A 25,894-nucleotide genomic window follows, 5' to 3' on the forward strand; every position below is an offset into this window, starting at 1 on the left:
CTGCGAATAGCGCCCAACGTACGGATTCTCGCTTTTCTCCGGACCGATGGTGAGAGACGACAGAGGGTATGTGGAGAATGCCACTGATCAGACTAACTAATAGTCCGTAATCAGGCCTGTTCGGTCCCAGTGATCTCGAAGCGTGCTCCACCCGCCTCGCTTTCTGTGACCGTGATAGTCCACCCATGGGCGTCAGCGACCTGCTTGACGATGCTCAGGCCGAAGCCCGTCCCGTCATCTGCCGTTGAGTATCCTGCATCGAACACCGACTCGCGCTCGTCGGCTGGAATTCCCCGCCCGTCATCTGCAACGTAGAACCCGCTGTCGAGGTCTCCCACTGTCACTGTGACATCATCGCTCCCGTGTTCGACAGCATTCCGAACGAGGTTCTCGATCAGTTGCTGGAGACGGCTTCGGTCGGCCCGGATCGTCTTGTCGGTCGTGATTTCGAGTGTTGCCTCGGCCGTTTCGACGTGTTGCCAGCACGCATCGCAGACTTCTCGGAGGGCAACAGCTTCCATTTCGTTCACTCTGACGCCCTCGTGAGCTAACGTCAGGATGTCCTCGATCAACACGTCCATCCGGTCAAGCGCTCGCTCGATGGGGGCTACTTGTTCGGTTTCACAGTCTTTTTTCAAGAGTTCCAATCGTCCCTGGGCCACCTGTAGTGGATTCCGCAGATCATGGGAGACGACGCTGGCGAACTCCTCGAGGCGTTCGTTCTGACGTTCCAGTTCCGCCTCGCGAGCGCGTATCTCTGCAGTCCGCTCGACCTGTTCGAGTGCCGCTGTAATGTTGCTAGCCAAGATCTCCACGAGGACGCTATCCTCGTCGTCGAAGGTTGCTGCCGTCGGTGAGCTGGCAATCAAAACCCCCGCTTCGCCGAGTGGGAGGATAAGTTCACTCCGTACTGGGGAGTTCGGATTGTAGATGTCCGGATTGTCGTGGACATCTTCGATAGCGAGTGGTTCGCCCTGTTCGTAGACGCGCCACGCGATGCTGTCCTCGCCCGTGAACGTCGGTGGGTCGCCGACGAGAGCGTGTCCAGCGTCGGTTTGCGCGACCGGAACAAGCCCGTTCTGCTCGTCGTAGAGATGAATCCCACTTGCCTCCAATCCCAGCACGTCGGCGGCGGCCTCAACTCCGATCTCAGCGACGCCTGTCCGCGTCTCTGCGGCCATCAACTCCGGCGTCGTTTCGTTGAGGGTTGCAAGACGCCTTTCGTATCTCTTGCGCTCGGTGACATCCGCTGCGATACCGAGGACAGTGCGATCGTCGACATCGCCGAATTCGTACGGTTGTAATCGCGGTTCGAAGACGTGTGTCTCACCGTCCGGATCGGAAACTTCGACCTCCGGAGCACGCTTTGTCGTCCCCGTTTCGAGTGTGTCGCCGATAAATTGCTGGAACTGCGTGGCGGCGGACTCATCGAGCACCTCTGTGATATTCGACCCTTCGATATCGTCGACAGTGGAGTCGTGAAAGGCCGCGAGCGCTTCGTTCACGAGGAGGTAGTTCCCGTTCTCGTCGAGTACGTAGAGCAGATGAGGGAGTGAATCGACAATCTCGCGCAACCGCTGCTCGCTTCGTTCGACGCGTTCCCGTGTCCGCTGGTGTTCGACGGCGTTCGTGATACGGTTCGCGAGTACTGTATACTGGTCAGTTCCGCCTTCCTTCTGGAGGTAGTCAGTCACGCCAGCAGAGATCGCATCGCTAGCCACTTCCTCTGAACCCTTCCCAGTGAAGAGAATGAACGGCAACTCAGGATACTGCTCCCGGACAGACTTGAGGAACTCAATCCCGTTCTGGTTGGGCATATCATAATCCGAGATCACACAGTCGAACCGGTTCTGTTCGAGTTGCTCTGTTCCGGCACTCGCACTGGTGGCTGTCTCGACAGCGAACCTCTCGTCCTCGCGTTCAAGAAAGGTAGCAGTCATATCAGCGAAATTAGGTTCGTCGTCAACGTGAAGAACCTGAATGGTGTCTGGAATCTCGTTCATTATGTACAGCGTGATTGAGACAACCAATAACGGTTGGGGCGTGAGTAGCGGGTATCTTCCACCCTAGTGACAGATCAGACGATAGACTGGATAGTGAAAGGCGTATCTAACAATTAGACACCGAGCGATACGCCGAGCAGGCTCTGTCAAAATCCTATTCTTCAGATATATACACAGATGAAACAGCCGGTTGGTGAGAGTTGCGAACCTATCGGGCACTCCAAATCGTTCGTCCACCAAGAGCGACCCCAACTACTCCACTTACCAAAAACACGAATGCAGTAACTACGCTGGTAGGGTCAGTGGTACATGACGAATCGAAACAGGTCGTAACCGAATACCCCGACCCAAACAGCACGAGAATGAGGCCGAAACCTACTACAGCGACCCCGACAACAATATCTGTCCAACGACCACTCATTATCATCTGATTTGACACCCCAACTAATAAGTCTATGACCTGTATTGACCGCTCAGAGTAATGGGTCTACATTATGAATGAGACAGGCGATGGTGATCTCACGGAACTGTTTCCACCAGCGTCGTGAGCGGACGAACGCACCGTACTTCCGCTTAAGCGTTGAGTTGACAGTCTCGGATTGACTTCGCTGGCCGTAGAGATCAGTGTCTAAGCGTGCGTTCCATGCCCGGTGGAATGACGTGAACTCACGGTGCTTGATCAGTGGGCGAACCTCGTGTTGCCGGGCAAGTTGCCTGATTTTCTGGTCATCGTAGCCTTTGTCACCGAGAAGGATGTCGATATTCTCGGGATTTCAACAGAGCCGCCGAGCAGAATCGTACTCCCCAGTAACGTGAGTTGTTCTGCCACTATCCAACCAGTAAGCGGTTTTCAGATCCTATACCTTTTGACATATTCACACAGAGTCCCGAGCATTCGTGGCTAAAGCCGGTCGATGCGAGTTGCGTATTGACCGATAGCTCTCACCCCCGTTGATCAGCTTTCAGCAGTAATCCACTTTTCTCCCCACTCGTAGATCTCATCGAACGCCGAGTGGAGTTCTTTCCCTTTCGGCGTCACCGAGTACGACACTGCGACTGGACTTCCCTCGTCAACCCGGCGTTCAACGTACTCTTTCTCCTCCAGATCGTCGAGCACGCGGGACAACGTTTGTGAGTTCGCGTCTGTTGCACGCTTGAGTTCGTTGAATCGAAGTTCCTCCTCCTGGAGGACGTGGATAACGGTCATTCGCCAGCGGGAACCGATCTCTTCGAGGGTTTTGATTACCGGACAGCCGTCGTATTTCGTTTCGAGAGTAGCATCCGATGACATTGATGTGACTTGGTCAGACGAATGTTCGCTAACCTATATGAAAGTCACGTTCGTTGACCAAGTATGAGTATATGATTGAATCCGCGAGCCCTCATCTCGGTACCGCGTGACAACTATCAACGACCCAACGCTCAACAATGAACGTACTACTGCTCGGTGCGAGCGGACGAATCGGACAGCGAACTGCCAACGAACTCCGTGCCCGTGGCCACACGGTTACAGGCGTCTCCCGGAGCGGGACAGTCGAAGAAATCGACGGTGACGGGTTCGTCGCAATCACCGGTGACGCGACCGACGCCGATGACATGGCGAAACTGGCGGCGGGCCACGACGCCATCGTGTCGGCACTCGGTCCGAGTGACGACGAATCGCCCGAGATCCTTACCGAGATGATAGAAGCCGTGATCGAGGGGCTGCGCCGTGCGGATGTCGAGCGGCTTGTCTGGACCGGCGGCGCTGGCGGACTCAGCGTGGGTCCGGAGACGAGACTTATCGAGACGGACGACTTCCCCGAAGAGTGGGTCCCGGTCGCCCGGGCGGCCATCGACGCGTACGAGATACTCAGCGAGGCCGACGATCTGGAATGGTCGTACCTCGCACCCGCCGCGCTGATCGAACCGGGTGAGCGAACCGGCGAGTATCGGACCGCCGACGGCGAACTCGTGACCGACGACGAGGGGGACAGCTACATCTCGATGGAGGACTTCGCCGTCGCCCTCGTAGACGAACTCGAAGAGAAAACCGCCGTACACACCTATCTCGGAACTGGGTACTAACTACGGACGGGCGGTATTGTTGCCGATTTGACCACGGGGGCGGTGATCGGACTTCCCATCTTCTATGGTGACGGGACACTCTTACTGCTCCGTTCACGGACACCATGTCGCCGGTACCGAACGATCGGAACGTGTGAATCTGACAATACTGTGAGAGCGTTTAGCAGGACTGATTCGGCGTGCCAGTCCGCTTCGAGCGATCGGCTATCCGCTCTACTGGCACGTCAACGGCGACGACCAGCAGCCAGGGATCACTTTCGTAGTCGGCGAGCGTGATGGACTCGCCCAGCTCCGGTAGCCGACTCATCGGCAACCTCCGACGGGACCGCCCTCTGGCGATCCAGAAAATTTATGTCTGCGGTGGCCACACCACACTGGTGGGTCCCGGTTCCCGCTTCGCAGTCCCCTTCCACACGCCCCGAGCACTCCCACCGGGGCCCGACTGACCACCTGTTTCAGCGCCGACCGCGGGGTCGTCATGTCTCCTCGCGGTTCGGCGGTTCCACTTTGGGTTCCCTGATTCGGCAGGAGCGACTGCGCCGTCATCACTACTCCTACCCTGGACAGTCGGTTTCGGGATAGACGGCCAGTAGCCCTGCTCGGGCAGGACCATGTGACAGTACGGGCAGCCCGTCGTGACGACCGTCGAGCGCGCTGTTCGATAGCCATCTGCGGGCACCTCCCGAGCGGGAATCGCAGTACAGCGTTCGATATCAACCGACGGTTTATCACCAGACCACCCGACTCGATGGATGGGGCTCTGGATGACCCCACGCTCACTCCCGAGCAGTGACCCATCAATTGCCCCAGGGCCCCGTTTTCCGAGCGCGATCCGTGGTCGTGTAATCGTACCAGTGTGGCCGAAAACCGCAGTACAGCGCTCGGTAATGTCCATCGGTTACGAGGGTGCCGTGTGGCGACTGTGCTGAGGCCCTGGATGACCCCGACTCTTTCCCGAGCACTCGTGCATCACTCGCTCCGGGGCCTCAGTTCTGGCTTGCTGGTGGAGCCAGCAGCGTCAACCGGTTGTGAATACAGCGCTAGAGAGTCGTGCGCGGGAGGATAGTTTCGGCTATCGAGATCATACGCTGTCTTGATGACTGAGACAACCGTCACTTGCTGGAGTTCCTCGATACGGCGTTGAGTTGGCGTGCAAACTCTGTCTGCGTCGCTACTTCCGAGAACGGGATGGTTTCGTCTCCGACCTGAAGGAAGCGCACCTCCGGTCGCTCTTTGAGAAGCTCGTACAGGCGGTTCGCAAACAGATGAGCGGGGACTGTCATGTCCGTGGCGACCGACAGTTCCAGAAGATTGCGGTAAATCGGGGAGAGCCCAGGCGTCAGACAGTAGCGAACTGGGTTGACTGCTTGTATGTAGGGTTCCACAGCCAGTTCTGAAGCCAACTCGGTGGTTGCAGATCTAACGCGTGGTATTGTGTCGGTGTCCCGGGGGTCGACTAACGACTCGTCAATCTCGAAATATAACTCCATTTCCAGACCGGAGACGTCCACGATGGGCGTGTCTCGACGCTGGTCCATACAGAATACACCAGCTACGCCAAGTTACGTGTTGGGTAGCAGGCTAGGAATTAGATCCGGTGGCTGCCCCGGAAACTCATAAATTGCCCTGGCTCAGCAAGTCACGATACCGGTACTGTTCGGAAAAACGCGTCGCCGTCTCCGACGGGTTGGACAGAAAACGGCGTACCACCGCTTGCCTGGCAGCACCGAACTGAGATACCGACGAGACCTACAAAACCGTGTCAAAGTGCCCTGCGTTATTTCCCGAATTGCGGCAATAATCTCGGCATACCACGCAACTAATATTTCGGATTAATGTTGACTCGTATAGAGTTTGAATGTCTCTAGCAGTGACGGTGGCTCTCTTCGTCCTCGCCGTGCTATCGTTGCTGCCCGATGCTGACAGACTCCCGCCGCTGATACTGATTGGAGCGGTCGTGGCAGCTACAGTTGGGACAGTCAGGACCGTTGACCTCCGCTATGCCGGTATTGCAGCGGGAGGGGTTATTCTGTGGAGTGTCGTCTATCTGCTTGTCATTGATACAGCCGAAACGGAGGCCGGCGGGGAGGCTACGCCGACAATACGAAACTCGTCGGAACTGCCGGATTTCGACGACGTAGGCGGGTTAGAAGATCTCAAACAGCGACTCGAAGAACGGGTAATCGCTCCGATAACATCGCCCGAGGCGTACGAGGAATACGATATCAGTCCCGTGAACGGTATCCTCCTCTATGGCCCTCCCGGGTGTGGAAAAACGTTCATCGCGAAGGCATTGGCAGGAGAGGCCGGGTTCGCACTAATTTCCGCCACACCGACCGACATTACGAGCAAATGGGTCGGCGAGGCCGCACAGAACATCCGAGAGCTCTTTGATACCGCTCGGGCGAACGAACCCTGTATACTGCTGTTAGATGAACTCGATGCCGTGGCCGCCCGTCGCTCGGAGATGGGGACCAGTTCACAACAGCAGATGGTGAACCAGTTGCTCGTCGAACTCGCGGCTATCGACGGCTCCGATGTCGTCGTCGTCGGGACGACAAACCGACTCGAGGATATCGACGCAGCGATTAGACGGTCAGGGCGGTTTGACGACAGGATCGAGGTCCCGCCACCAGATGCCGGAGCCAGACGTGAGATACTCCGTATCGCACTCGACGATCGGCCAGTGACGAGTCCTCTAGACCTCTCGAAAACGGTGTCGGCGACGGCCGGGTACGCATCCAGCGACGTGGAAACTCTGGCCGAGATCGCTTCGAGACACGCCCTCAGTGCGGGAGAACCGATTGACGAACACCATCTTTCGGCGGCAGTTACTGAGACCGGGACGAGCATTGCCAACTGGCTCCCCGCCTACGATTCTGTTACAGAGGGTCGGACCGACGTGTCGGTAGTCCAGCCCGATGGTGTGAACATCTCGGCAACAGAGACGCTTGAGACGGACGTGCAAATCCGCTTTGCGGACGTATTGGGGATGGAAGAAACGAAACAGCAGATCCAGACTCGCCTGCTTGATCCGCTTCGGAACAACGCATGGTACAAGACGATCGGGCTGGCTGATGTCGACGGGGCATTGCTTTATGGCCCGTCTAGCTCAATCCTGACCAAGCTGGCGCGGGCGACGGCAGGTGAACTCGGGCTCCCACTTGTCGTATTTTCCCCGGAACAACTCGGCACAGACTTGCAGCGGCGTCCAGCCAACAGGATGTCCGAGCTGTTCGCCATTGCCCGAGCGAATACCCCCTGCGTGGTTGTAATCACCGACCTCGACCGGCTCGCACCGGTCACAACAGGCGCCAGACAGGGGATCTCGTTCGGCGATCGGCTTGCTGGGCAGCTACGACAGTTGGCAGAGGCGGACATACTCGTCATTGGAACGGCCACAGAGATAGCACAGGTCACACCAGCCGTTCGAGATACTGGCTGTTTCGACGTGAGAATCGAAATCAGCCACCCGGACGTCGACACTCGTAAAACAGTCCTTCGATCTACGCTTGCAGACGGCGTCCTCGCAGATGAGTTCGACTGGGACCAGGCAGCGGCTGCGGTTGAGGGGCTCTCTTCGGACGAAATCCGTTCGGTCGCCGAGATGGCCGCTCGGAGGGCAGTACACAACGGACAGGCCCTTTCGATCGAGGGACTTGCGGCAGCAGCGTCTGAGTACCAGACAGACGGGGAGGACGGGCCACCACGATACATCACCTAAATGCCAGAGGACACACCGAGTGAAACACCGACTGATAAGACAGTTGCGGACCCGTCGCTTCGGCAGTCCGATTCAGCAGCCACCGCAGACGGCACAGCGGCCGTCGAATCCGGGCTGACGGAGCGGCTTCGACAACTGGTTTACGGGCTATTTGGTTTCGATCTCTCCGCGAACCTCCTCCCGCGCCTCCTCGATTGGCTGGCCGGATACGGGCTCGTTCTCCTGCGACTGCAGGAGATCGATTGGCTAGAGTCGGTGGTTGTCTTCGTCTCGGTGGTCGGATACGGGAATCTGATGTGGGGGCTGAGTTGGCTGTTCCTGTTTGCGCTGGCGCTCTACTACGTACCCCGACTGATACGTCCTGCGGACACGGAGTGGCCTCACTCTCCTGTGGCCAGGCTGCTCTTAGTCGTCCCGTTCGCGGCCGCCGGTTTGCTAGCCGAGGCTGGCTTCAGACAGCTATTCGCCACCATCGGTGTCCGCTCCACCGCACCATTTACCGCCCCACTCACCCCGTTGACCATCGGGGGCACCGCTCTCGTGAGCGGTGTGCTATTCGCTGGCGTGTATGTGTCTGCGTCGTCTGGCTCTTCTCGAGGGAACAGTCTCCCTGGCTATGTCGTCCGTGGATTGGTTCTGGTCGTAATCGTCGGTGTGTTTCTCGCGGAGTTCAGTCTGTTGAGCCCGATCGCCGAGGTGTTCGCTATCGGGTTCCTCCTCATCTCGCGGAACTCGCCATTGCCCAGCGATCCTGCGGAACGTCTTATCGAGGGGGCGACCACCGTCTGGGAACACGCGGCACTGGTCGTGATGGCAGTGTGGGTCACGTCTGTGCTCGCCATCGTCGGGTTGGTCGCGCTCGTAATCCGGTTCCGGTCACCCGCCGATTTTCTCTCCGTGGCTCCGCTTGGATTTCTGTTTCTGCTCCTCGTCGCGACGAGTGTCGGCCTGTACGCGTATTTGTACTGTAGCCGCGCGCTCTTGATATCTCGGCGCAACGCTGATCCACAACAGGAATCTCTGAATTCTCTTGCGGTCGGACTGTTGCCGACTGCAATTGGCGTGGGTCTGCTGGTTGACCGCTACGTGTTTGCCGACCCATTGGCCGGTCCAACCCTGTTTCAGTTCCTTGTTGGGGGCCTGTTGGTTTACTTTTCCCTGGTTTCGTTGTTGTTCTCAGAACTCGATGGCGGCGACGACCACGACGAGTTGAGCGTCCGGAAATCCGTTACAAAGAGCGACGATGGCGGTCGAAAACTCGTTCGGTTCAGTCTGGACTCGGAGTATGACGAAAGCGTCGAGGTATCCATCAACGATCCGTTGACCAAGTGGCAACACCACGAGATCTGGATGTATGATACGAACCAAGTCGAAGACTGGGCACGCACGGATGCTGGCGTGGAGTTTACCACGGTTGTTCCAGCAGACGGTGAGAAAGAGATCAAGTACGGTGTTGCTATCCCGCAACGAATCGGGGCTCGGAACTACCAGACCGAGTACGATACGGTGGTTCGACCCGCAGAACGCTCAGAGTTTGACGATGGGGAGTCGGCACACACGAGTACTGAGAATATCGCGTCGTTCAACTACCCCAGACATCATCAGGCAGTTTTCGATGTCGGCGTGTTTTTCGGATTGACTACACTGTGGGTTCGACAGTTCGCTCCGATGGCACCAGTATTCGAGACGACGGTTCCTATCGTAGGGAGTGGGTCAACAACAGGAGCGGCGGTGCCACTTCTCACTGTCATTGCTAGTTATCTCCCGTTTGCGGTCGCCATTCAGATCCGAGAGCTTGCTTCTGGATCTAGTCTGGATACTGAATCAGGAACGGGTGTACGAGAGACAGTCGTCGCCAACCGGGGAACAGTTTTAGCCGCGGGAGCGGTCCTCTCGGCGACTGTTTTCGCGTTCTGTTACAGGATACCAGCCCAATTTGGGATCTCGACCGCCCACGCGGTTCTCGTCGGTAGTCTCTGTTTCTTGCTGTTAGCTCGCTTGTCAATCGGAGTCAGCCGGACCCTCACACTCGTGGCCCAAGTGTGTCGCTCTGGTATGCTACTCGTTGGGAGACAACTGGTGGTGCTATTCGTTACGTTGCTGATTGTTCCTGCGATCGTATTCGACTGGTAGTGTGGGCTGACGCCACCCAGACGAGTCGACGACGAACGCTACGGCGAAATCGGACCCGCCAGGTGGCTAGTGTGGTCGCCAGCCAGCTCCCACCCTGTCGTCGTGTGATCCGAGGAGTCCCCAACTTTCACCTATCTTCGACGATCACCGTGCCGACCATCTCGTCCTCGTGTGGGACACAGAAGGAGGTGTACTCGCCGGCGACCGCGAAGGTGTGTTCGTAGGTTTCGCCGGCTTCGAGGTCACCGTCCGGCCACGCGTCCCGCGCCGCCTGTTCCGTGTCGTACTCCCAGTCGTGAAAAACCCAGCCTCCTCAGGGATACCGTCTGCGTAGGCAGTGACGGTATGGCCCCACTCGGAATCGTTGATCCAGCCAACGCGCTTGCCGACGCCGATGGTCACCGTCGCCGGTACGAACGCGTTGTCGGGAGTCGCCCGGTTCTTGCCGGCGTGGATCGCTCGATCACCACCAGTGACCTACGTGGCAGTCGCCGTTTCGATATGTGACCGACAGCCAGTGGCAATCGCAACGAAACCAACGGGTACCCGTTCGTCGACGGACTGTGGACAGAGTTCCACAACGTGAAACAACAGCGAGCCGACAGCACCCGAATGTCAGTCGATCAGCGGGAACGACCCATCCCACAGGGTCGTCGGGATCGCGTCCGCGTACGCACTCCGGACGCACTTGTCCAAAATCGCCGCTGTCTGAATGGCATCCCGGCCGGTCGAACGGTTCGTCTCCCCGTCCAAAAGGACAGCCTCTACGTGATCGAGGAGGCCACCATGTGTCGGTTCTGGTTGGTTGCATGCGACACCTTCCGGCTCTCCTCCGACCTCGTAGGTGAAAGCGCCGCTGTCCAGCGTCTCGGCGACGATCGAACCCGCCGTACCTCGGATCACGAAGCGATCAGTCGAACCCGCGCCGACGAAATCACTCGTCACTGTACAGCAGACGCCATCCGCGACAGCGAGCGACAGGGAGACGGCCGTCTCCGTTCGACTGTCTCCGTCGTCACAGCGGACGACGCCGGTGGCCTCAGTCGGTGCGCCCAACAAGTGACAGAGTAGGTCGACGCGGTGAGAAGTCGCATCGACGAACCAGCCGCCGCCACTGATCTCGGGCGTTTCGCGCCATCCGCTGTCGTTCGGTCGCGGGAATGCGTGGTTGACAATGGCGGACACCGGTTCACCGATCCGGCCCTCCGCGAGCAGCGTCTGCATTTCCTCGATATGCGGATGGAACCGCCGGTAGTACGCGACAAACAGTTCGACACCGGCCCGATCGCAGGCGTCGATCATGACACGCCCCTCCGTGAGACTACGCCCCATCGGCTTCTCGACGAGGACCGGTTTGCCAGCCTCGGCCGCGGCACCGGTGAAATCCTCGTGGGTATTGGGCGGCGAGGCGACGTAGACGGCGTCGATTTCGGGGTCCGTGATGACTTGTTCGGCGTCACCGGTTGCGACCGGCACGTCGTGGGCCGCCGCGTACCGTGTGGCCGATTCGCCGTCGCTGGAGACGACAGCCCTGATGCAACTTCGTTCGGATTGGTGGAACGCGGGGCCGCTCTTCCGTTCGAGAACATCGCCACAGCCGATCACGCCCCATCGGATCGGCGTGGACAGACCGTTAGGTTCGTACATATGTTGTGCTCACCTCCTCCCGTGCTAAACCTTCGCCCCGAGAACGAATCCGCGGTACGCCAAACGGTTCGTTGTTCAGTGAGCAGGTCCACTGAGCGGGTAGCTCAGCTTCGATAGCGTCACCGAAGCCCTGTTTGTGTCGATTTCGGTATCGGTCGTCCGATCGATGCGGTGCTTCCCGACGAGTTCCCCGAGATGGGTTTCGGTTCGTTCAAGACGAGGACACGACGACGATGTGCCGGATCGAAGACCCGATATGCATTGACTTGACCGATCCCGGGCGAGCCACATCGTTTTTCAAAACACACTCCGATCGTTTGCTCGATGTGCCCTCCAACTCGCCGCACCGCCCTCCGGATGCTTGGCACCGGAGGAATAGCCAGCCTTGCAGGCTGTCCGTCCCAGTCGACGACCACTGACAATGGGGAACGGCCACCGGACGCACTCGGAACGACCTGGACTCCACCGGACGACGAATGGCGGTTCCCACGTGGCGGACTGCGCAACACTGCACACAGTGAGGCTACTCACCAGCGTCCCACCCAGGAATGGCAGGCCCAAGCACAGTCGACTGAGCAGGGATTGCTGCAGCAGACACACCTCGCTGCTGTAACCGGTGAACTGGTCGTTCTTGGCACCGAACGGGAAGACGGGCTGGAGCTTTCCGCGTACGACGTCGCCGATGAGACCAACCGCTGGAGTCGCCGTCTGGAGAATTCGGACTCACTGTACCCACAGTTCGGTGGCCTCGTCGATGGGACGCTCTATCTCTCGGACTTCGAGACGGACGTGATAGCCGTCGACGCATCCGACGGCACAGTCCGATGGCGGATCGACCTGTACGAACGAGTCGCTGCGGCAGTACCCGAGCAGTCACTGATCGAATCGAGCCGATCACGGGATCGGTTCGCACCAGTGCCCGCCGCAACGCCCGACTGCGTGTACGTCCAGACGAGCTACGGAATCCACGGGCTCGCCCCCGGAGATGGCCACGAGCGCTGGCGGATCTCTCTCGGAGACGAGCTCGAAGACGACGAGGTGCTGCAAGATCCCGGCGGGCTCGCACTCACCGACGGACGAGTGGTCGCGAGTTATGGCCGGCCGGATCAACTCCTCTACGGCGTCCAACGATACGACGATGAACTTACCGTCGACCGGACGACCGTCCCGGTCCAATACCCGAGCCAGCCGCTTGTAACCGGAACGGGAACGACTGTGCTGGGCAGCGGGGTTATCTGGTCGACGGATGCGACTGGGATGCTCGCCGCTGGAGCTGCCGGGACCAGTACTGTCAACTGGGAGTTCCAGGGGATGGCCAGTACTGGTGCGGCCGCGTTCTCGACGGTGGCATCCGACGGAACGCGTGTGTTCGTGTGTGAGGGCCACGAGAAGACGGGGGAGTTCGTCGTCTTCGCGCTCCGGGCGGACACTGGCGGTCTGGAATGGTTGTACCGAGAATCGATTCCGGAGAGTGGCATCGACCCTTCGTCGGACATGGATTTCCGGGTAGCTCACCCTGCCGTGGCCAGCGGTACGCTACTGGTGGGCTACGGGACAAGCGCAGAACAGGGCGGTGCCACGGGTACCATGGTCGCACTCTCGACAACAGCGGGAACGAGACAGTGGCGAACTGGCCTCTCAATCGCCCCTCGGGACATCGCGCCGACCGAGGCCGGTATTTATATCGGTGGTCGTCGGGGCGGTCTCATCGGGCTCACCCAGTCCTGACGCGAGACCACTGGCCACAACTCAGTCCCAAACTCACTCTCGAAGGCCATCGATGTCGCTCGCGAAAGTCATGCACGTCGTCGCGAAGCCGCTCGGTGCCGTCGTCGTCCTGCCTCACTGTACGACCGCACGAAGGCCCACATTGTCGGGGTGCTGACCGTCACGACCATCGGCTTCTCGACGGCCTCGACGATGGCCTGGCTGTCGCGGTGAGCGCCGGCGCAGAGTCTTACCCAACAATAGCGATGGTCCACCGAATGTGTTGGTTAAGACTTTGCAGCGAAAGCAATCCACCCCGTTGGAGTGGCCCGCCCAAGGCCACGCCATTCCGTCTCTAAACCCACACACCAAGCGGGATTCATGCTGAAGTGGCATACCACTAAAACTGGCGGCGCCCCAGCAGTTCCGGTAGCGAGCCGACCGCCTCGGTGTCTGTGGAGTTCACAATTACTAACCCGTCTGCGACTCCGTGCTGGCAATATGCCCTCTACAGTCAGTGACTGTGCCCGAAAGCTGTCGCTCCAATACTACGAGGACGCCCTCCCTGCCCACGATATTTTCCACGCCAAACGGGTCCGTGACACCGCAGTCCGACTCGCCGAAACCCATCCCGATCGTGTGGATCGAGATATCCTGGCTGCAGCAGCCTGGTTACACGATATCGGCCGCCCGCTCGAACGCGTCGACGAGATCGACGACCACGGCGACTGGGCGGCAACAGAAGCAACGGCACTCCTCGAGGACGAGGACGTATCCGACGGTCAACTGACTGCGATCGAGCACTGTTTGCGAGCCCATAGTATCAGAGTGACCTCTCCCGACCCGGAGACGATCGAAGCGAAACTGCTGTTCGACGCCGACAAGCTGGACGCGGTCGGCGCTGTCGGGATCGTCCGACTCGCCTGTATTGTCGGCGAACGATCGGGACGCTCCGGCACGCAGTACGCCGTGATCGACGACACAGCCACGCTCGATAACGAGTCCGCCGAACTCCCCGATATCGGACTCGTTCGCGAGTGGGCTCGTGAGCGGCTCGACGCGCTGTACACTGATCCCGGCCGACGCCTCGGTGAGTCACGCTGGGAGTTCGTGCAACAGTTCTTCGAGCAATTCAGCCGCGAAATCGGGACTAGAGAGATCGCTTGACCGCGCTTAGTTGCCCGTTTCGTTCACCACCGTGATATTCGATTCGTTGAGTTCGATAGCGACGGAGTCGGAGGTCTCAGACGCGTTTCGAACGTCGATCGAACTATTTTCATCGGCCATCGTGATCTCCGATCGGTCGAGTTGGATTTCGACCCCAGACGTGACAACGGTCTCTCTGTCGAGATCGACGGTTACCATCAGCGAACTGCCGTTCCCGTCGGGGCGCCGAAGTTCGACATCGACGTCGTCGTCTGCCACCTCTATCACAGTCGCTTGCAACGTTGTCGCATCCAGATGCGCCCGGACGTTGTAACTCGTCTGCGGATCGCTCACGACAAGCCGCTCGATCAGCTCCTGGTCGTCCTGATCGAGCGACTCGGCCCCATCGGTGAAGTTCAGCCGAACCTCGTCCACGTCCGGCCGGGCAGTCTGTACCGTCATCGTCTCGTTGGTACCATTGAGGGTCCCACGGACGTACGGAAGGCAGTCCTCAGCGGGTCGAACGCGGATGCCAGCGATATCGAGCGGGTCCTCGCGTGCTGTTGACTCGTAGTACTGATTGACCTGAACCTCCAGGTGAGTGTACGCACCGAGACCTGCACGAGTGTGGGTCGCGTCGACGACGCGTTCAGCGAGGCGCTGGCGTCCGACTTCCTCGACGACCATGCCGTCGTGGTGGGAGACGAGCGTCACTGTCACGTTTCCGACCTGGTGGGTCGTGCTGGTGTGGTTCGGACTGTCGAGGCGGAGGGCGCCACTGCACGTGCGCTGGGCCTGCTGAAAGGTGTACACGGTACTGTTGGCTACGCGAACCGTTTCAGAGTCCTGTTGCTGGTCAGTATTCAGCTTCGTGGTACTCGTGTTGGTTCCAGAATCCTCCGCAGGGTCAGCGGATGGACTGGCACCTGCCATAAGGGCAGCACCGCTGGCCGCAAACAGGACGATCGCGATACTGAACGCGTACGTCGCGAGTCTGTAGTCACGTTGCATACTGCTTACTCCGTTCGAATCGATCGTGGTGTATCATTGTGTTCTCCGGCAACAGCCGGGCAGAGACCGATCGGGCGGCCGCGAGTTCCTGGGAAGCGAACCCGCAGTCCACTGCAACTGGTCGTCCCGACTGCTGTGCTCGTGGGTTATACGAAAACCCTTGTAAGTCACCGTTGGAAACGGCCATGAAACACGTCTGAAACACGTTTCACCGCTGTTTCACGCCCTGGAAACCATCAGATTCTTACTGCCGATATCGCCAGTCCCAATCATGCCCGTGGTCCCCTCCTCCCGACTAGTGTTGGTCCTGTCGCTGGTCATCCTCGGTACCAGCCTTGGCGTGTTCGGCAGTGTCACTGGCCTCGTGCCCGACGATTCGCACCGGCTGATGATCGAGGACAGTGCTCTCGTCACCACAGCCGGCGACGGACAACCACAGGTGTTGGTCGAAGACGTTCGAACGGTTTCTCGGATCGAAACACGCCGAACAGACGGCTATCACGTCGTTCGAGCGATCGACCGTGAGCCGTCAGCCGTGTCGACAGAAACCCGTCTACAAGCCCAGCAGGTCGTCTCGTCCGCCAAAACTGTCGGTGCGGATATCCCGCCACCGAACAACGCCACATACGCTGTCCATCGGATTCCAGCACGACTCGCCAGTGACCGCGCGGCGGTCATCGGTGCGACACCGAACGCCTCGCTACGGACGGCGCTGGCCGCTAACGCGTCTACATTCTCCGTCGAGAAGCAAGACGAAACGATCGTCTTCGAACGACGCGAGTCCTGGTGGAGTGTCGACCGCGTGCTCGTGGTCGTGACACCGGCCAACTCCAACGCACAGTACAGTATCGTGGTGGATCTCCCGACAACGACCGTCGAATCGCTCGTTCGACTCGACAGAGGGAGCCGATGAACCCAGAACTATCACTCGATCGACGGCCTGCTGTGCAGTGTTACGTACAGCGGTCGTGCTGGGTCGCTGCCAGCCGTCTCACGACCCAGGTGCAACCGCACTGGCGGTCACTTCTGGCGATCACAGGTGAGGGTGAACACCGATGACACGGTTCCCGCGTTCCGAACTGCTTGCAGCTGGGACCCTCGTAACCGCGACAGCGATTCTCGTCGCACAGTTCATGACTGCAACACCGACCGTGGTTGCAGTCGCCGACGGAAGCACACGGCTCGGGACCGTTAGCTGGCAGTTCCCGCTCCGTGATACGGTTAGTATCACGCTCGCAGCCGTCGGCGCCGGAGCCAGTGCGACGGCGCTTCTCTCCGACGGCTCACCACCGGCACCCACAGCAGACGGCGAACAAGTAGACTCGTCTGTCGGGCAGTCCACGGATGGTTCCAGCAACGAGCTACTACAGGCCCGTCGGAACGAGTGGGAGTCGGTTTCGGAGCGACTCACGGACAACGAGGAGGTAGTGTACCGAACGGTACTCACTGCCGATGGTGTCCTCCCACAGAGCGAGATTGTCGAGCGGACGGACCTCTCGAAAGCAACCGTCAGTCGGACACTCGACAGCCTGGAGACGAGAGAGCTCGTCGAGCGCAAACGCAGAGGGATGGGTAACGTGGTGTTGCTCACCTAGTGGTTTCCAGTAGACGATCGTTCGCGAAACTACCCGTATCGCCTCGCCGGCATCGGGTCGTGACCAGACGAGTTGTCCATCACGTAAGGCCGGTTCCGTGGCGGTAGCCTCCGCATCGTCTTCGAGATCTGTCGAGATTGAAGCCAGCCAGCACTAGAGAGAACGAACCAGTCATGGTGGAGAGAGGCTTTTTGTCTCCGCTGAACCCGTGTCTACACAGAACGGCGTTCATTCTCGATGTGATCGACGTAGGTATCAACCACGTTCTGAATGATGGTTTCCCCGGCTTCAGCGGTTGCTTTGGCCGGGTCACCAAGCACACCGTTTTGGGTGATGGCTTTGAATCCTTCGCTCAGAAGGCGAGCGGTAGAGATCTCCCCTTCAGAGCCGGACTCGATGTTCTCAACCCGTACGAGATCCTCGTTCACCGCCAACACCACTGCCGTCTCGGCCGCACCGGCATGGATCACCTCTTGATCGTATTCGATCCCAGCCTTACTGAGACCATCATTCAGTAACTGCATATGCTCATCGAGGTCAGCCAAGGGAATCACAGTGGCTTCGATTTCCCGAGCGACAGCAGGTGCGACAGTCTTGACCGGGCCGAAATTCCCGCCGTGTGTCGGGACTAAGACGATATGATCGAAGCCGTGGTCATCGAGCGATCGGCAGTATGCCCGGATTACATCCATCAGTGTCTCGGGCGGGATACTGATCGTGCCTGGGAACTCCATGTGATGTCCCGAGCAGCCGGGCCGGATCGTCGGTGCAGCAAGAGCATCCCCCAACTTCTCCGCGATCCGCTGCGAGAGTTCGTCACCGTCCAGTGTGTCCATATTCAACGGGAGGTGGGGACCGTGCTGTTCGATCGAGCCGACGGAAACGATCGCCGTCCGTATCCCGTTTTCGAGCGCCGATTCGACTTCTGGCCATACCATCTCCTCAAGGAGTATTGACCTGCGAGAAGACATGCAGTTGGTAATCCTCCCTCATAAGTTAAAATCCCTGTCATACAGAATGAGAGTGGCTCGGTTCGTTCCGAGGGTAGTCGATATCTGCGTCTCCTTATCGACCGGAACACGGGCAGAATATGTTACCTGCGGAGAATTTCAACAAAGCCGGGTATAATTATGTCTCACTAACGCAGCCCGTGAATTGTTATCAGGGAAATCGTACCGTTCAGATTAGCGTGCTGAATACAGCGCGCATATTCAGCAGACAACCAATTGTAGATTTCTCAACAGAGCGTGCCAACTCAGATCATGGTATCAATTTCTTAAGGCTCTTGATAACGCAAGTTGGATCACCATCTATGCGCCGTCGCGAATTCCTCGCGTCCGCCCTGACTGCCCTCCCCACTACCGTTTCGGGGTGTAGTGCTATCGGATCACGAACCGAACACACGGACCCGGCCGTAAAGACCGACGACAATCCCCAGGATGATGGAAAATATCTCGAATTTTACGAAGACGGCACTAATCTCGCTACTGTTGGCGTCGACCCCCGGTTTGCTCCTTTGCCGGACCATTTCCACACGTCGATTTCGCATCCTGAAGGTACCGAACTGCGGTCGCTCACACAGCGGTTTGTAGCACTGGGCGGTGACGGCACCCCGCCACGAGTCTCGCTCCAAGGCCCATTCATGGGTGACCACGAACCCCATCCGTCCGTGTCACTGTTCCGAGAGGGGACGGCCGCAGTCGTCGAAATCCACCGGTTCGGCGAAATCGCAGACGAAACCGTATTCATCGATCTCCCGGTCACCCGATGGCCGGAGTCAGCCTCTCGACTCATCGTTGAAAGCACGGTCGAACTCCTCGAACCAGGGATAACCGACCGAACACACGTCCTCGACGGCCAACTCGAATTTGACCTGCCTGCTGAGGGTGATGCTAACGAATGAGCCGTTGACACGCCAGATTTGTCGAAGGTAGGCTTGCTAATTACATCCTCTGGGGCTTGTTTAGACGTAGTATGGATGGACTTTGGCCAAACAACGAATTCAGACCCAGAGCCACTCACGGTCCGCTTCTGTTCCTTCGATATGGCCACTAACCCACAGCATCAGGAGCATCTAAACAAGGCTCACCCTCTGTTTTCACCACGGTGTTTCTATCAGCTCTTGAGAGGTTCAGTACAGACGGATATCGAAATCTGCCACGAAACGAGTGCCGACAGTTAGGCTACACCCGTTTTTGATCGAGACGACATCGCCACAGCGTGGACAGAAGAGTCGCCCCTGATGGCCCGAATCATCCATGATCCAGTCGCTCTCGATCGGGCTGGCGTGTTCGCATGTCGGACAGAACAGCGTGGGCTTGCTGAACTGCTGTACTGCATCGTGGGTGGCAGGCATCGCGAGACTCACGCGTCAGGTGAGTAGTTATGGCCGAGAACAGCACAGACGATATTCAGGACGACCAGCCCACCGACCAGGAGCGGTCGGCTCGCGACGACGTTCGTCGCGAGCGTGCCTGCGATGACCAGCGGCAGCGGAATCGTCGCCCAGAAGGCGATGCCCTGGAACAGGGAAACGATCGACTCGACGATCGTCGCCAGAAGTGCCTGGAGGTTCGATGCGACGGCAGGCGGGCGTGGGATGGAGGGATCAGCAGTGGACATAGATGCTTCGCGTACTTCATCCATGCACTGGTACCCCTATATAAAGCGCAGACTATCAGTGTGGATTCGACTCGCTTTACTGGTTACTTGATGATTTCACACCTTTCACCGGGCCGGCAAACCGGTCTAAAACCGATGGAAAACCCATGAGAGATTTTAAAACCGTGAACAAACCGATAGAAGGGGATTAGTATGTCTGCCGGATGATCGTCAACCCACCGGTGTCGGCAGGCACACTTCTTAACCAACATCGATGGAAAAGAATCCGTTATGTTGGTTAAGATCGCGTGTGGCCACCTCTGAAGCAAGTACTACTGGATCAATTAGCGCTCCCAGATGTTCTGTCGCTGCTCAGACGAACGAGGTAATCCGGGACTGGTTTGCGTCCTCGGGATCGGGGACGAGGTCGTAGCGTTCGAGCATCGACTCGGCACCCTCCTGATCGTATTTGAGTCCCTCGAAGACGAGTTTCGGCGACACCTCCAGGGTGTGGATATACGAGCGTCCACCTGCGCGGCCGAGGTTCCGTTCGTCGCGTTCGAGCAGGCCGTACAGCCGAATCGAATCCAGGAAGTCGTTGACACGGCGTTTCGAGCGCGGTTCGTAATCGCAGACCTGACAGATGTTCTCGTAGACCTGGTAGATGTTCTTCGCCCTGGGCGAGGCATCCTCGTCGATGTTGAGGAACGCCGTCGCGAGCAGCGCGAGTTTCATCTGGGACGTGAGCTGATCGCGCACGATGGTGAGCACGCGCTGTTCTTCGACACGACTGCCTGCTTTCTCGACGTGGGCCTTCGTCACCTGTGGAGCATCCTCTTTGCGAGCGATGTTGCCAGCTGTCTCCAGGAGATCGAGCGCCTCGCGAGCGTCGCCCTGTTCCTGAGCGGCCCGGGCAGCACACAGCGAGATGACACCGTCGTCGATGGTCCCGTCCCGGAACACCAGCCCGGCGTAGTGTTCGAGGATCTCGGTCAGTTCCGTCGCGTCGTACGGCGAGAAGAAGATCTCGTACTCACAGAGCGTACTCTTGACCCGCGGATCCAGTGAGTCTTTGAACATGTGGTTGTTCGAGATCCCGATGACGCCGACGCGGGTATTCTCGAGTGAGCCCATCTTCCGGGCTCGCGGGAACTCGTAGAGGAGCTTGTCGTTGTCCGCCCCGAGCATATCGATCTCGTCGAGAACGACGACGACGTCGCCGTCGAGTTGGTCGAGTTCATCGTACAGCGTCGACCAGAGAAAGCCCTTCGTCGGGCCCTGTTCGGGAACCTGATCATCCGGCGGCCGGAGCTGGTTGACAAGCGAGATGAGGACGTTGAAGATACTGTCGTCGCGATTGCAGTTGACCTCCAGAATCGTGAGCGGAATGTCGTGCTGGGCGGTCTCCTCGCGAAGAAAGGCCATCATCTTCTTCGTGACGACAGTCTTGCCGTTGCCCGTCTGCCCATAGATGAAGACGTTGTTCGGCCCGAACCCCTCGACGACATCTTGCAGTGCCTCCGAGTAGCGACTGATCTCTTCGTCCCGACAGAGGATCGTCTCGGGCGTATAGTCCTCGTCGAGTGGCCGCTTGTCGGCGAAAATTTTCCCCGGATCGTCGAACGGCGAGTCCATGTTGTCTGGAACCACATATCGATGTCATATAAAATTATGCTTCGAGTGTTTCCAGTGTTTCTAGTGTTAGGGTCAATCAGGCCTTCAGGGACACCCCATTTCGAGTGTAATCCGCGGATACAGACCCGCTATATTGCTGGTGATGCGGGGTGATGAAACACGTTCACGGACGGTCCCCCCTATTTCGAGTGTTCTGTGAGAGGGTGGTCAGTAACTAATATACATTTGGTTTACAGGTAGCAATAAATTTCGAGGTGAAACGCCCGTCAATGCAGACCTTCCCTCTCACACCCCGTTTCGAGTGTTCTACAGCGAATGCCGGTATACCAGTCCGGCAGAGCGAGCGGGCCGGAACAATTCAGGAGCGGTGTGTATAATCTGCTGATCCGTGGTGAGATACTCTCGTGAACACTCCCTATTTCGAGTCTTTTCGGAGAGGGTCATCCTTCACACACACCCCCCATTTCGAGTGTTCTGTTCGTTCTTGATGTGGGAGGGGGGAGCCAGTCGTTCAACTGGAGAGTTATCACCCGATAGAGAGTCTATAGGAGAGGTTTAATCCCAACAAACAGCTGGATTCAATTTCTCCGGTGCTTAGTGGTCTGATCCTTATTATTTATATTTTTCCTCTAGAAAGAGTTAGTAGTAGTAGAGAGAATCTTTACTGCCTACTAAACACTCGAAACGGGGGGTGGATTCGTTTGACCCTATATGTGGATGGCCTCAAAGCTCGGTACTCCCCCGTGTTGGTCATCTCACTCGAAAACACTCGAAACGGGGGGTGTGTGTGGTTCGATTCCTCAGACAAGGAGGGACGAATCAGTTGACGAATTTTCATCTTGTTAGATTAGGGGCACAGGTCGAGTAGGATTCAAGAAACTCCAAGATCGCAGTCCCACTAACAGCGGAACTAGTGGGGTCGCTCTAACAGCGGAACTGGTGGGGTGAAATTGGGGCGGTGTTTAGTTAAGCGTGAAAAGTGAGGCGAGTGTGATTCCCGTTGTCCATGACCGAAATCACACGCCTCAGCGGTAGTAGCGACTGGATAGATTTGGATTTTGTGGAGCGCGAGCGGACACCCGAGCGTGCGATGAAGCTCGGTATTCAGCTGCACGTTGCAGGACTATCACTTTCGAATACCATCTCTGTTCTTGATAATTTGGGCGTCCAGCGGTCTCGGAAAGCCGTCCACGATTGGGTACAGAAGGCCGATTTACAGCCAGACGGCGGTGAAGCTCCGAATCAGGTTGCACTCGACGAGAGCGTGATTCGAATCAATGATCAGCAATACTGGCTGTACGCCGCTATCGATCCTGCCACAAACAAATTCCTCCATATCCGGCTGTTTGCTACGTACCCAACTGCGTTGACCGAGATCTTTCTCGGAGAGTTCCGTGAGAAACACGATGTCGACGGCGCCGTGTTTCTTGTCGATGATGCCGACTGGCTCAAAACAGCCCTGCAACGACACGGCCTCGATTTCAGATACGAACTCCATGGAAATCGGAATAGTGTCGAACGTGTCTTTCGAGAAGTAAAACGACGAACATCCTCGTTTTCAAACTGTTTCAGCCACGTCGAACCAGAGACAGCTGAAACATGGTTGCGAACCTTCGCCGTCTGGCACAATGCTGCTAACTAAACACTACCACGGAAAGTGCATCGTGTTAAGTTTGGCGTGAGTTGTGGTGGACGGCGAAGGCTTCAAGCCACTCTTGAGCTGTCTCTAGCTCGACATGGCTGAAACTATTTGCAAATGAGGATGTTCGCCGTTCTATTTCCCAGAAAACACGTTCGATGGCATTCCGATTTCCATGTGCGAGAGTCTGAAATCGGTAGCCATCTTCAGCCAGAACTGGACCAAGGTAATCAGCATCGTCGACGAGAAACAGCACCTCGTCGAGCTGATACTGGTAATGAAGCTCGGCCAGAAACCACCGCGTCGTCTGTTTCGTTGCCGTCGGAAAGAGGCTGAGATGGAGAATTTCGTTCGTCTGCGGATCGACAGCGCCGTACAGCCAAAATTTCTGTCCATGGAGCGGATCATCTTTTCGTCGACAGCGAGTTGATCCGCGGTCACCGTCGAAATCGGCTGTAGATCGGCCTTGTGAACCCACTCGTGGATCGAGACATGACTGCGTTGGACTCCCAACTCCTCGAGAAACTGACTGGCATCCCGAAGTGACATACCTGCCAGATGACACCGGATGCCCACTTGAATCGCCCACTCGGGAGTCCGCTAGCGCTCCACAAACGACAAGTCGATCCACTCGATACCTCCACTGAGGCGGTCGGATTCGGACATAGACACTCAGAACTCGTCCGCCTCATTCTCTAACTTAACGCGACCGGAAAGTGGGGCAAAAACAATGAGTGGATTTCTACGGAGGATCTCGCGAAAGGCCCACGAATGGTCTCAATTTCGTCAGGGACCTCGGTGAGTCTGTGCAATTTGGATAGGTGTCGCGACGCAATCACTGATTCAACGGGCTCCAGATACTGGTTCTCTCACCCCCCATCGTGCCTGACTTCGCATTCTCCGCTTACTCATCAGTCGGTACGCCGTTCGTAGACAGTCTGCGAATATATTTCTCCGAATACTTGAAATATACCAGTATATGTGCCATCTCTGTATATACAAGCCCATTATAATTGTATCTGGTCCATATCCAAGCTTATATTTCTGGAATAAAATACACCTTCCTTAGGAAATCTCGGATATGTGTTATATATCTATAAACCTCTATTTCTTTGACACAAAAAAGATCCCAATTAGAAGAAATAAGAGTTTCCAGACAATAGTAGGAACGAATTCTAGCAATATATAAAAACAAACCCTAGAATTTCGTCAATCATGGTGTTGTGGTGTAAATTGACTTTTCCCATCGCTCGTCTTGCACCATTCTATCCCACTGTGAAATCCACGCAATATTCTCACAAACGACTGTCAGAAGGTACGTACACATTGGAAGGGTGAAGCTCAGGCCAATAAAGTATGTTATATTAATATTATTCGACGAACCAAAAACTCCGAGATATTGAAGAACGGCAATAGTCGTGAGTACGGTCGCTACAAATTCCACATACTCTCTGTATGAGGGGGAGGGGAACCTCATATTGTTGGTGAGTCCCTGTCAGATAATAAATCGTAATGATACGTAACTTTGAGTCACGAGCCGCTTGTATTGTCCGATTCAGAGAGTGCATACAGTACGAGGACTGTCTCTGACACTCTGTAGGTAATGAATATACGCTCAGTAGGGTCGAAAGTGACAGTTGGAGTCAGGTGAACCGAATGCGAATCAACGTTCCAAGACAGTCATTTGTCTCACCTGAATCGTAGTTACCGGGATGTAAACACGGGTCCTGTTGGGAAGTCAAGATCGTTTCAGATGGGATTTCGTTCCCTGAGGCTAGTAGTCTAGCCCGCTTGGACGAGCGCAGCGACAGATATAGTGGAACAGTTTCAGTGGGTTGCTGATCCACCTTGGATATGAGCAATCTGCTCCCGCAGAAGCCACCAGTAGACCGACCGGAGCCGGAGGCCCGAATCATCAATCTCGGCGAGGGGGACACAGACGAGGTGTTTTCGGTTCTCGGGTCGGACATCGCTCGGACCGCCCTAGCGGAACTGTATCGAAGTCCCGCAACGCAATCGGAACTTGCCGAACGGGTCGGTACCTCCATCCAAAATGTCGGCTACCATCTCGATCAGCTCGTCGGAGCTGGCCTCGTGACTATCGTCGATCAATGGTATTCGGAAAACGGGATGGAGATGGACGTGTTCGCTCCGGATAGTGACCCTCTCATCCTCGTCGCCGGCGATCACGATCAGAAACTGGCCGTCGATAACTCAGCTACGTGCTCCAGGGTAGATACCGTGACAAGCAGCGACGACTGATGTCGTGTTCGGCCTGGGAGAGTCGATCAATAGCGATGTTGAAACGCGAACGGGAACGCATGCTTTCCGCTAGCGGTTCGCCGAGACCACCCCCTGTGGGTAGAGGATACTTTCCCAGACTCAGATTCAGGGCTTCGAAATCGACGGCTTCGATTCGGTTGAGGATCGTTCAGTCTCGTTTGTTCGAAGCGCTACTGTGAGACCGTCGACTGTCATCTCAAGGGCGAGCGATTCGAAGCTCGTCTTGAAAACAGATCTGTGGTGACCGTCGGCGTCGTACCGCATCTCCGTTTCGACGAGGCCCGCCTCCCCAAGCGCATTCAACCGTCGGTACACTGTCGCTCGGGATGCCCCGCATTCGGCTGCGATCTCACGGGCGGGCTTTGCCTCTGTACGGATCGTCTCCAGGATTTGCTGTGCATACTCGGCGTTGAGAAGCTCGATGATCTCTGTCGACGCGAGGTCGTTCGGTTCTCTCTGAAACTCTCGGGTATCAGTCGTGTGAGCTAGCGACATTGTCTGACTCTGACTGTATTGAGATACCGCACCATCCCAACCCTACTGTCAACTACCGTCGTCTCTTCGGCACTCCCGTGGCTAGTAATATAGCTTTGTGAACTTCTGGCACGGGTCGGTTGGCTCGTCACCGGGGACTTCTCTCCCGTGTTTCCGCGACTGAAACACGGATCGGGTAATTAGGGACGATGCTGACGGATTGTCCGAA

General features: G+C 57.2%; 21 protein-coding genes and 3 pseudogenes. 10 read left to right on the plus strand and 14 right to left on the minus strand.

The window, feature by feature from the left end:
* Window positions 1-110 precede the first annotated feature (110 nt).
* The 3 genes and pseudogenes from VJ109_RS17580 to VJ109_RS17590 all read right to left on the minus strand — a co-directional run bounded on the left by VJ109_RS17580 (window position 111) and on the right by VJ109_RS17590 (window position 3,294).
* Complete coding sequence (locus tag VJ109_RS17580) at window positions 111-2,003, minus strand: hybrid sensor histidine kinase/response regulator (protein WP_324761076.1); 1,893 nt, start codon at window positions 2,001-2,003, stop codon at window positions 111-113.
* A 473-nt stretch (window positions 2,004-2,476) separates the two neighbouring features.
* A pseudogene (locus VJ109_RS17585) lies at window positions 2,477-2,776 on the minus strand (transposase); the annotation flags it as partial.
* Window positions 2,777-2,958: 182 nt separating this feature from the next.
* The gene (locus VJ109_RS17590; RefSeq protein WP_324761077.1) at window positions 2,959-3,294 is read right to left on the minus strand and encodes a winged helix-turn-helix transcriptional regulator; all 336 of its coding nucleotides are present in this window, start codon (window positions 3,292-3,294) and stop codon (window positions 2,959-2,961) included.
* 137 nt (window positions 3,295-3,431) lie between these two features.
* Between VJ109_RS17590 and VJ109_RS17595 the strand changes: the two genes are divergently transcribed.
* Window positions 3,432-4,070 carry an NAD(P)-dependent oxidoreductase gene (locus VJ109_RS17595; RefSeq protein WP_324761078.1) on the plus strand — a complete coding sequence of 213 codons (639 nt, stop codon included), beginning with the start codon at window positions 3,432-3,434 and terminating at the stop codon, window positions 4,068-4,070.
* 160 nt (window positions 4,071-4,230) lie between these two features.
* On the opposite strand, the gene VJ109_RS17600 is transcribed toward VJ109_RS17595, so the two are convergent.
* Window positions 4,231-4,377: a hypothetical protein gene (locus VJ109_RS17600; protein ID WP_324761079.1), complete on the minus strand. Its 147-nt coding sequence runs from the start codon at window positions 4,375-4,377 to the stop codon at window positions 4,231-4,233.
* Window positions 4,378-5,182: 805 nt separating this feature from the next.
* A complete protein-coding gene (locus VJ109_RS17605) occupies window positions 5,183-5,608 on the minus strand; it encodes a hypothetical protein (RefSeq protein WP_324761080.1) in 426 nt (141 codons plus the stop codon).
* Window positions 5,609-5,946: 338 nt separating this feature from the next.
* Here VJ109_RS17605 and VJ109_RS17610 point away from each other — a divergent pair, with 338 nt between their 5' ends.
* The gene (locus VJ109_RS17610; protein ID WP_324761081.1) at window positions 5,947-7,794 is read left to right on the plus strand and encodes an AAA family ATPase; all 1,848 of its coding nucleotides are present in this window, start codon (window positions 5,947-5,949) and stop codon (window positions 7,792-7,794) included.
* Complete coding sequence (locus tag VJ109_RS17615) at window positions 7,795-9,927, plus strand: hypothetical protein (protein WP_324761082.1); 2,133 nt, start codon at window positions 7,795-7,797, stop codon at window positions 9,925-9,927.
* Between the two features lie 127 nt (window positions 9,928-10,054).
* Here the strand turns inward: VJ109_RS17615 and VJ109_RS17620 are convergent.
* A pseudogene (locus VJ109_RS17620) lies at window positions 10,055-10,120 on the minus strand (hypothetical protein); the annotation flags it as partial.
* Window positions 10,121-10,542: 422 nt separating this feature from the next.
* A complete protein-coding gene (locus tag VJ109_RS17625; RefSeq protein ID WP_324761083.1) occupies window positions 10,543-11,574 on the minus strand; it encodes a Gfo/Idh/MocA family protein in 1,032 nt (343 codons plus the stop codon).
* A gap of 324 nt (window positions 11,575-11,898) precedes the next feature.
* On the opposite strand from VJ109_RS17625, the gene VJ109_RS17630 reads away from it, so the two are divergent.
* A complete protein-coding gene (locus tag VJ109_RS17630) occupies window positions 11,899-13,302 on the plus strand; it encodes an outer membrane protein assembly factor BamB family protein (protein ID WP_324761084.1) in 1,404 nt (467 codons plus the stop codon).
* Between the two features lie 480 nt (window positions 13,303-13,782).
* Window positions 13,783-14,448 carry an HD domain-containing protein gene (locus tag VJ109_RS17635; protein ID WP_324761085.1) on the plus strand — a complete coding sequence of 222 codons (666 nt, stop codon included), beginning with the start codon at window positions 13,783-13,785 and terminating at the stop codon, window positions 14,446-14,448.
* 6 nt (window positions 14,449-14,454) lie between these two features.
* Here the strand turns inward: VJ109_RS17635 and VJ109_RS17640 are convergent, their stop codons facing one another.
* Entirely contained in the window at window positions 14,455-15,438 is a 984-nt protein-coding gene (locus VJ109_RS17640; RefSeq protein WP_324761086.1) for a hypothetical protein, read from the minus strand.
* A gap of 271 nt (window positions 15,439-15,709) precedes the next feature.
* Between VJ109_RS17640 and VJ109_RS17645 the strand changes: the two genes are divergently transcribed.
* Window positions 15,710-16,351 (plus strand): hypothetical protein, encoded by a 642-nt coding sequence (locus tag VJ109_RS17645; RefSeq protein ID WP_324761087.1) that lies wholly within the window; start codon window positions 15,710-15,712, stop codon window positions 16,349-16,351.
* A gap of 142 nt (window positions 16,352-16,493) precedes the next feature.
* Complete coding sequence (locus tag VJ109_RS17650; protein WP_324761088.1) at window positions 16,494-17,033, plus strand: helix-turn-helix transcriptional regulator; 540 nt, start codon at window positions 16,494-16,496, stop codon at window positions 17,031-17,033.
* 212 nt (window positions 17,034-17,245) lie between these two features.
* Here the strand turns inward: VJ109_RS17650 and VJ109_RS17655 are convergent, their stop codons facing one another.
* Complete coding sequence (locus VJ109_RS17655; RefSeq protein WP_324761089.1) at window positions 17,246-18,004, minus strand: creatininase family protein; 759 nt, start codon at window positions 18,002-18,004, stop codon at window positions 17,246-17,248.
* A 341-nt stretch (window positions 18,005-18,345) separates the two neighbouring features.
* Between VJ109_RS17655 and VJ109_RS17660 the strand changes: the two genes are divergently transcribed.
* A complete protein-coding gene (locus tag VJ109_RS17660; protein WP_324761090.1) occupies window positions 18,346-18,936 on the plus strand; it encodes a DUF8121 family protein in 591 nt (196 codons plus the stop codon).
* 228 nt (window positions 18,937-19,164) lie between these two features.
* Here VJ109_RS17660 and VJ109_RS19640 read toward each other — a convergent pair whose 3' ends face one another.
* The 3 genes from VJ109_RS19640 to VJ109_RS17670 form a co-directional block, all read right to left on the minus strand.
* Entirely contained in the window at window positions 19,165-19,389 is a 225-nt protein-coding gene (locus tag VJ109_RS19640; RefSeq protein WP_491745820.1) for a DUF8106 domain-containing protein, read from the minus strand.
* 8 nt (window positions 19,390-19,397) lie between these two features.
* Entirely contained in the window at window positions 19,398-19,655 is a 258-nt protein-coding gene (locus tag VJ109_RS17665; protein WP_324761091.1) for a DUF8028 family protein, read from the minus strand.
* Between the two features lie 351 nt (window positions 19,656-20,006).
* On the minus strand, window positions 20,007-21,269 hold the full coding sequence (locus VJ109_RS17670) for a Cdc6/Cdc18 family protein (RefSeq protein WP_324761092.1): 1,263 nt from the start codon (window positions 21,267-21,269) through the stop codon (window positions 20,007-20,009).
* Window positions 21,270-22,275: 1,006 nt separating this feature from the next.
* Between VJ109_RS17670 and VJ109_RS17675 the strand changes: the two genes are divergently transcribed.
* Window positions 22,276-22,911 carry an IS6 family transposase gene (locus VJ109_RS17675; protein WP_324761093.1) on the plus strand — a complete coding sequence of 212 codons (636 nt, stop codon included), beginning with the start codon at window positions 22,276-22,278 and terminating at the stop codon, window positions 22,909-22,911.
* A gap of 25 nt (window positions 22,912-22,936) precedes the next feature.
* Here VJ109_RS17675 and VJ109_RS17680 read toward each other — a convergent pair.
* Window positions 22,937-23,574: pseudogene (locus VJ109_RS17680) on the minus strand (IS6 family transposase).
* A gap of 1,188 nt (window positions 23,575-24,762) precedes the next feature.
* Between VJ109_RS17680 and VJ109_RS17685 the strand changes: the two are divergent.
* Complete coding sequence (locus VJ109_RS17685; protein ID WP_324761094.1) at window positions 24,763-25,170, plus strand: ArsR/SmtB family transcription factor; 408 nt, start codon at window positions 24,763-24,765, stop codon at window positions 25,168-25,170.
* Window positions 25,171-25,296: 126 nt separating this feature from the next.
* Here the strand turns inward: VJ109_RS17685 and VJ109_RS17690 are convergent, their stop codons facing one another.
* Window positions 25,297-25,686, minus strand: coding sequence for an ArsR/SmtB family transcription factor (locus VJ109_RS17690; protein ID WP_324761095.1), 390 nt, complete (start codon window positions 25,684-25,686; stop codon window positions 25,297-25,299).
* Between the last annotated feature and the right edge of the window lie 208 nt (window positions 25,687-25,894).

This window comes from Haloarcula montana (genome assembly GCF_035666295.1).
Lineage (GTDB): Archaea > Halobacteriota > Halobacteria > Halobacteriales > Haloarculaceae > Haloarcula > Haloarcula montana.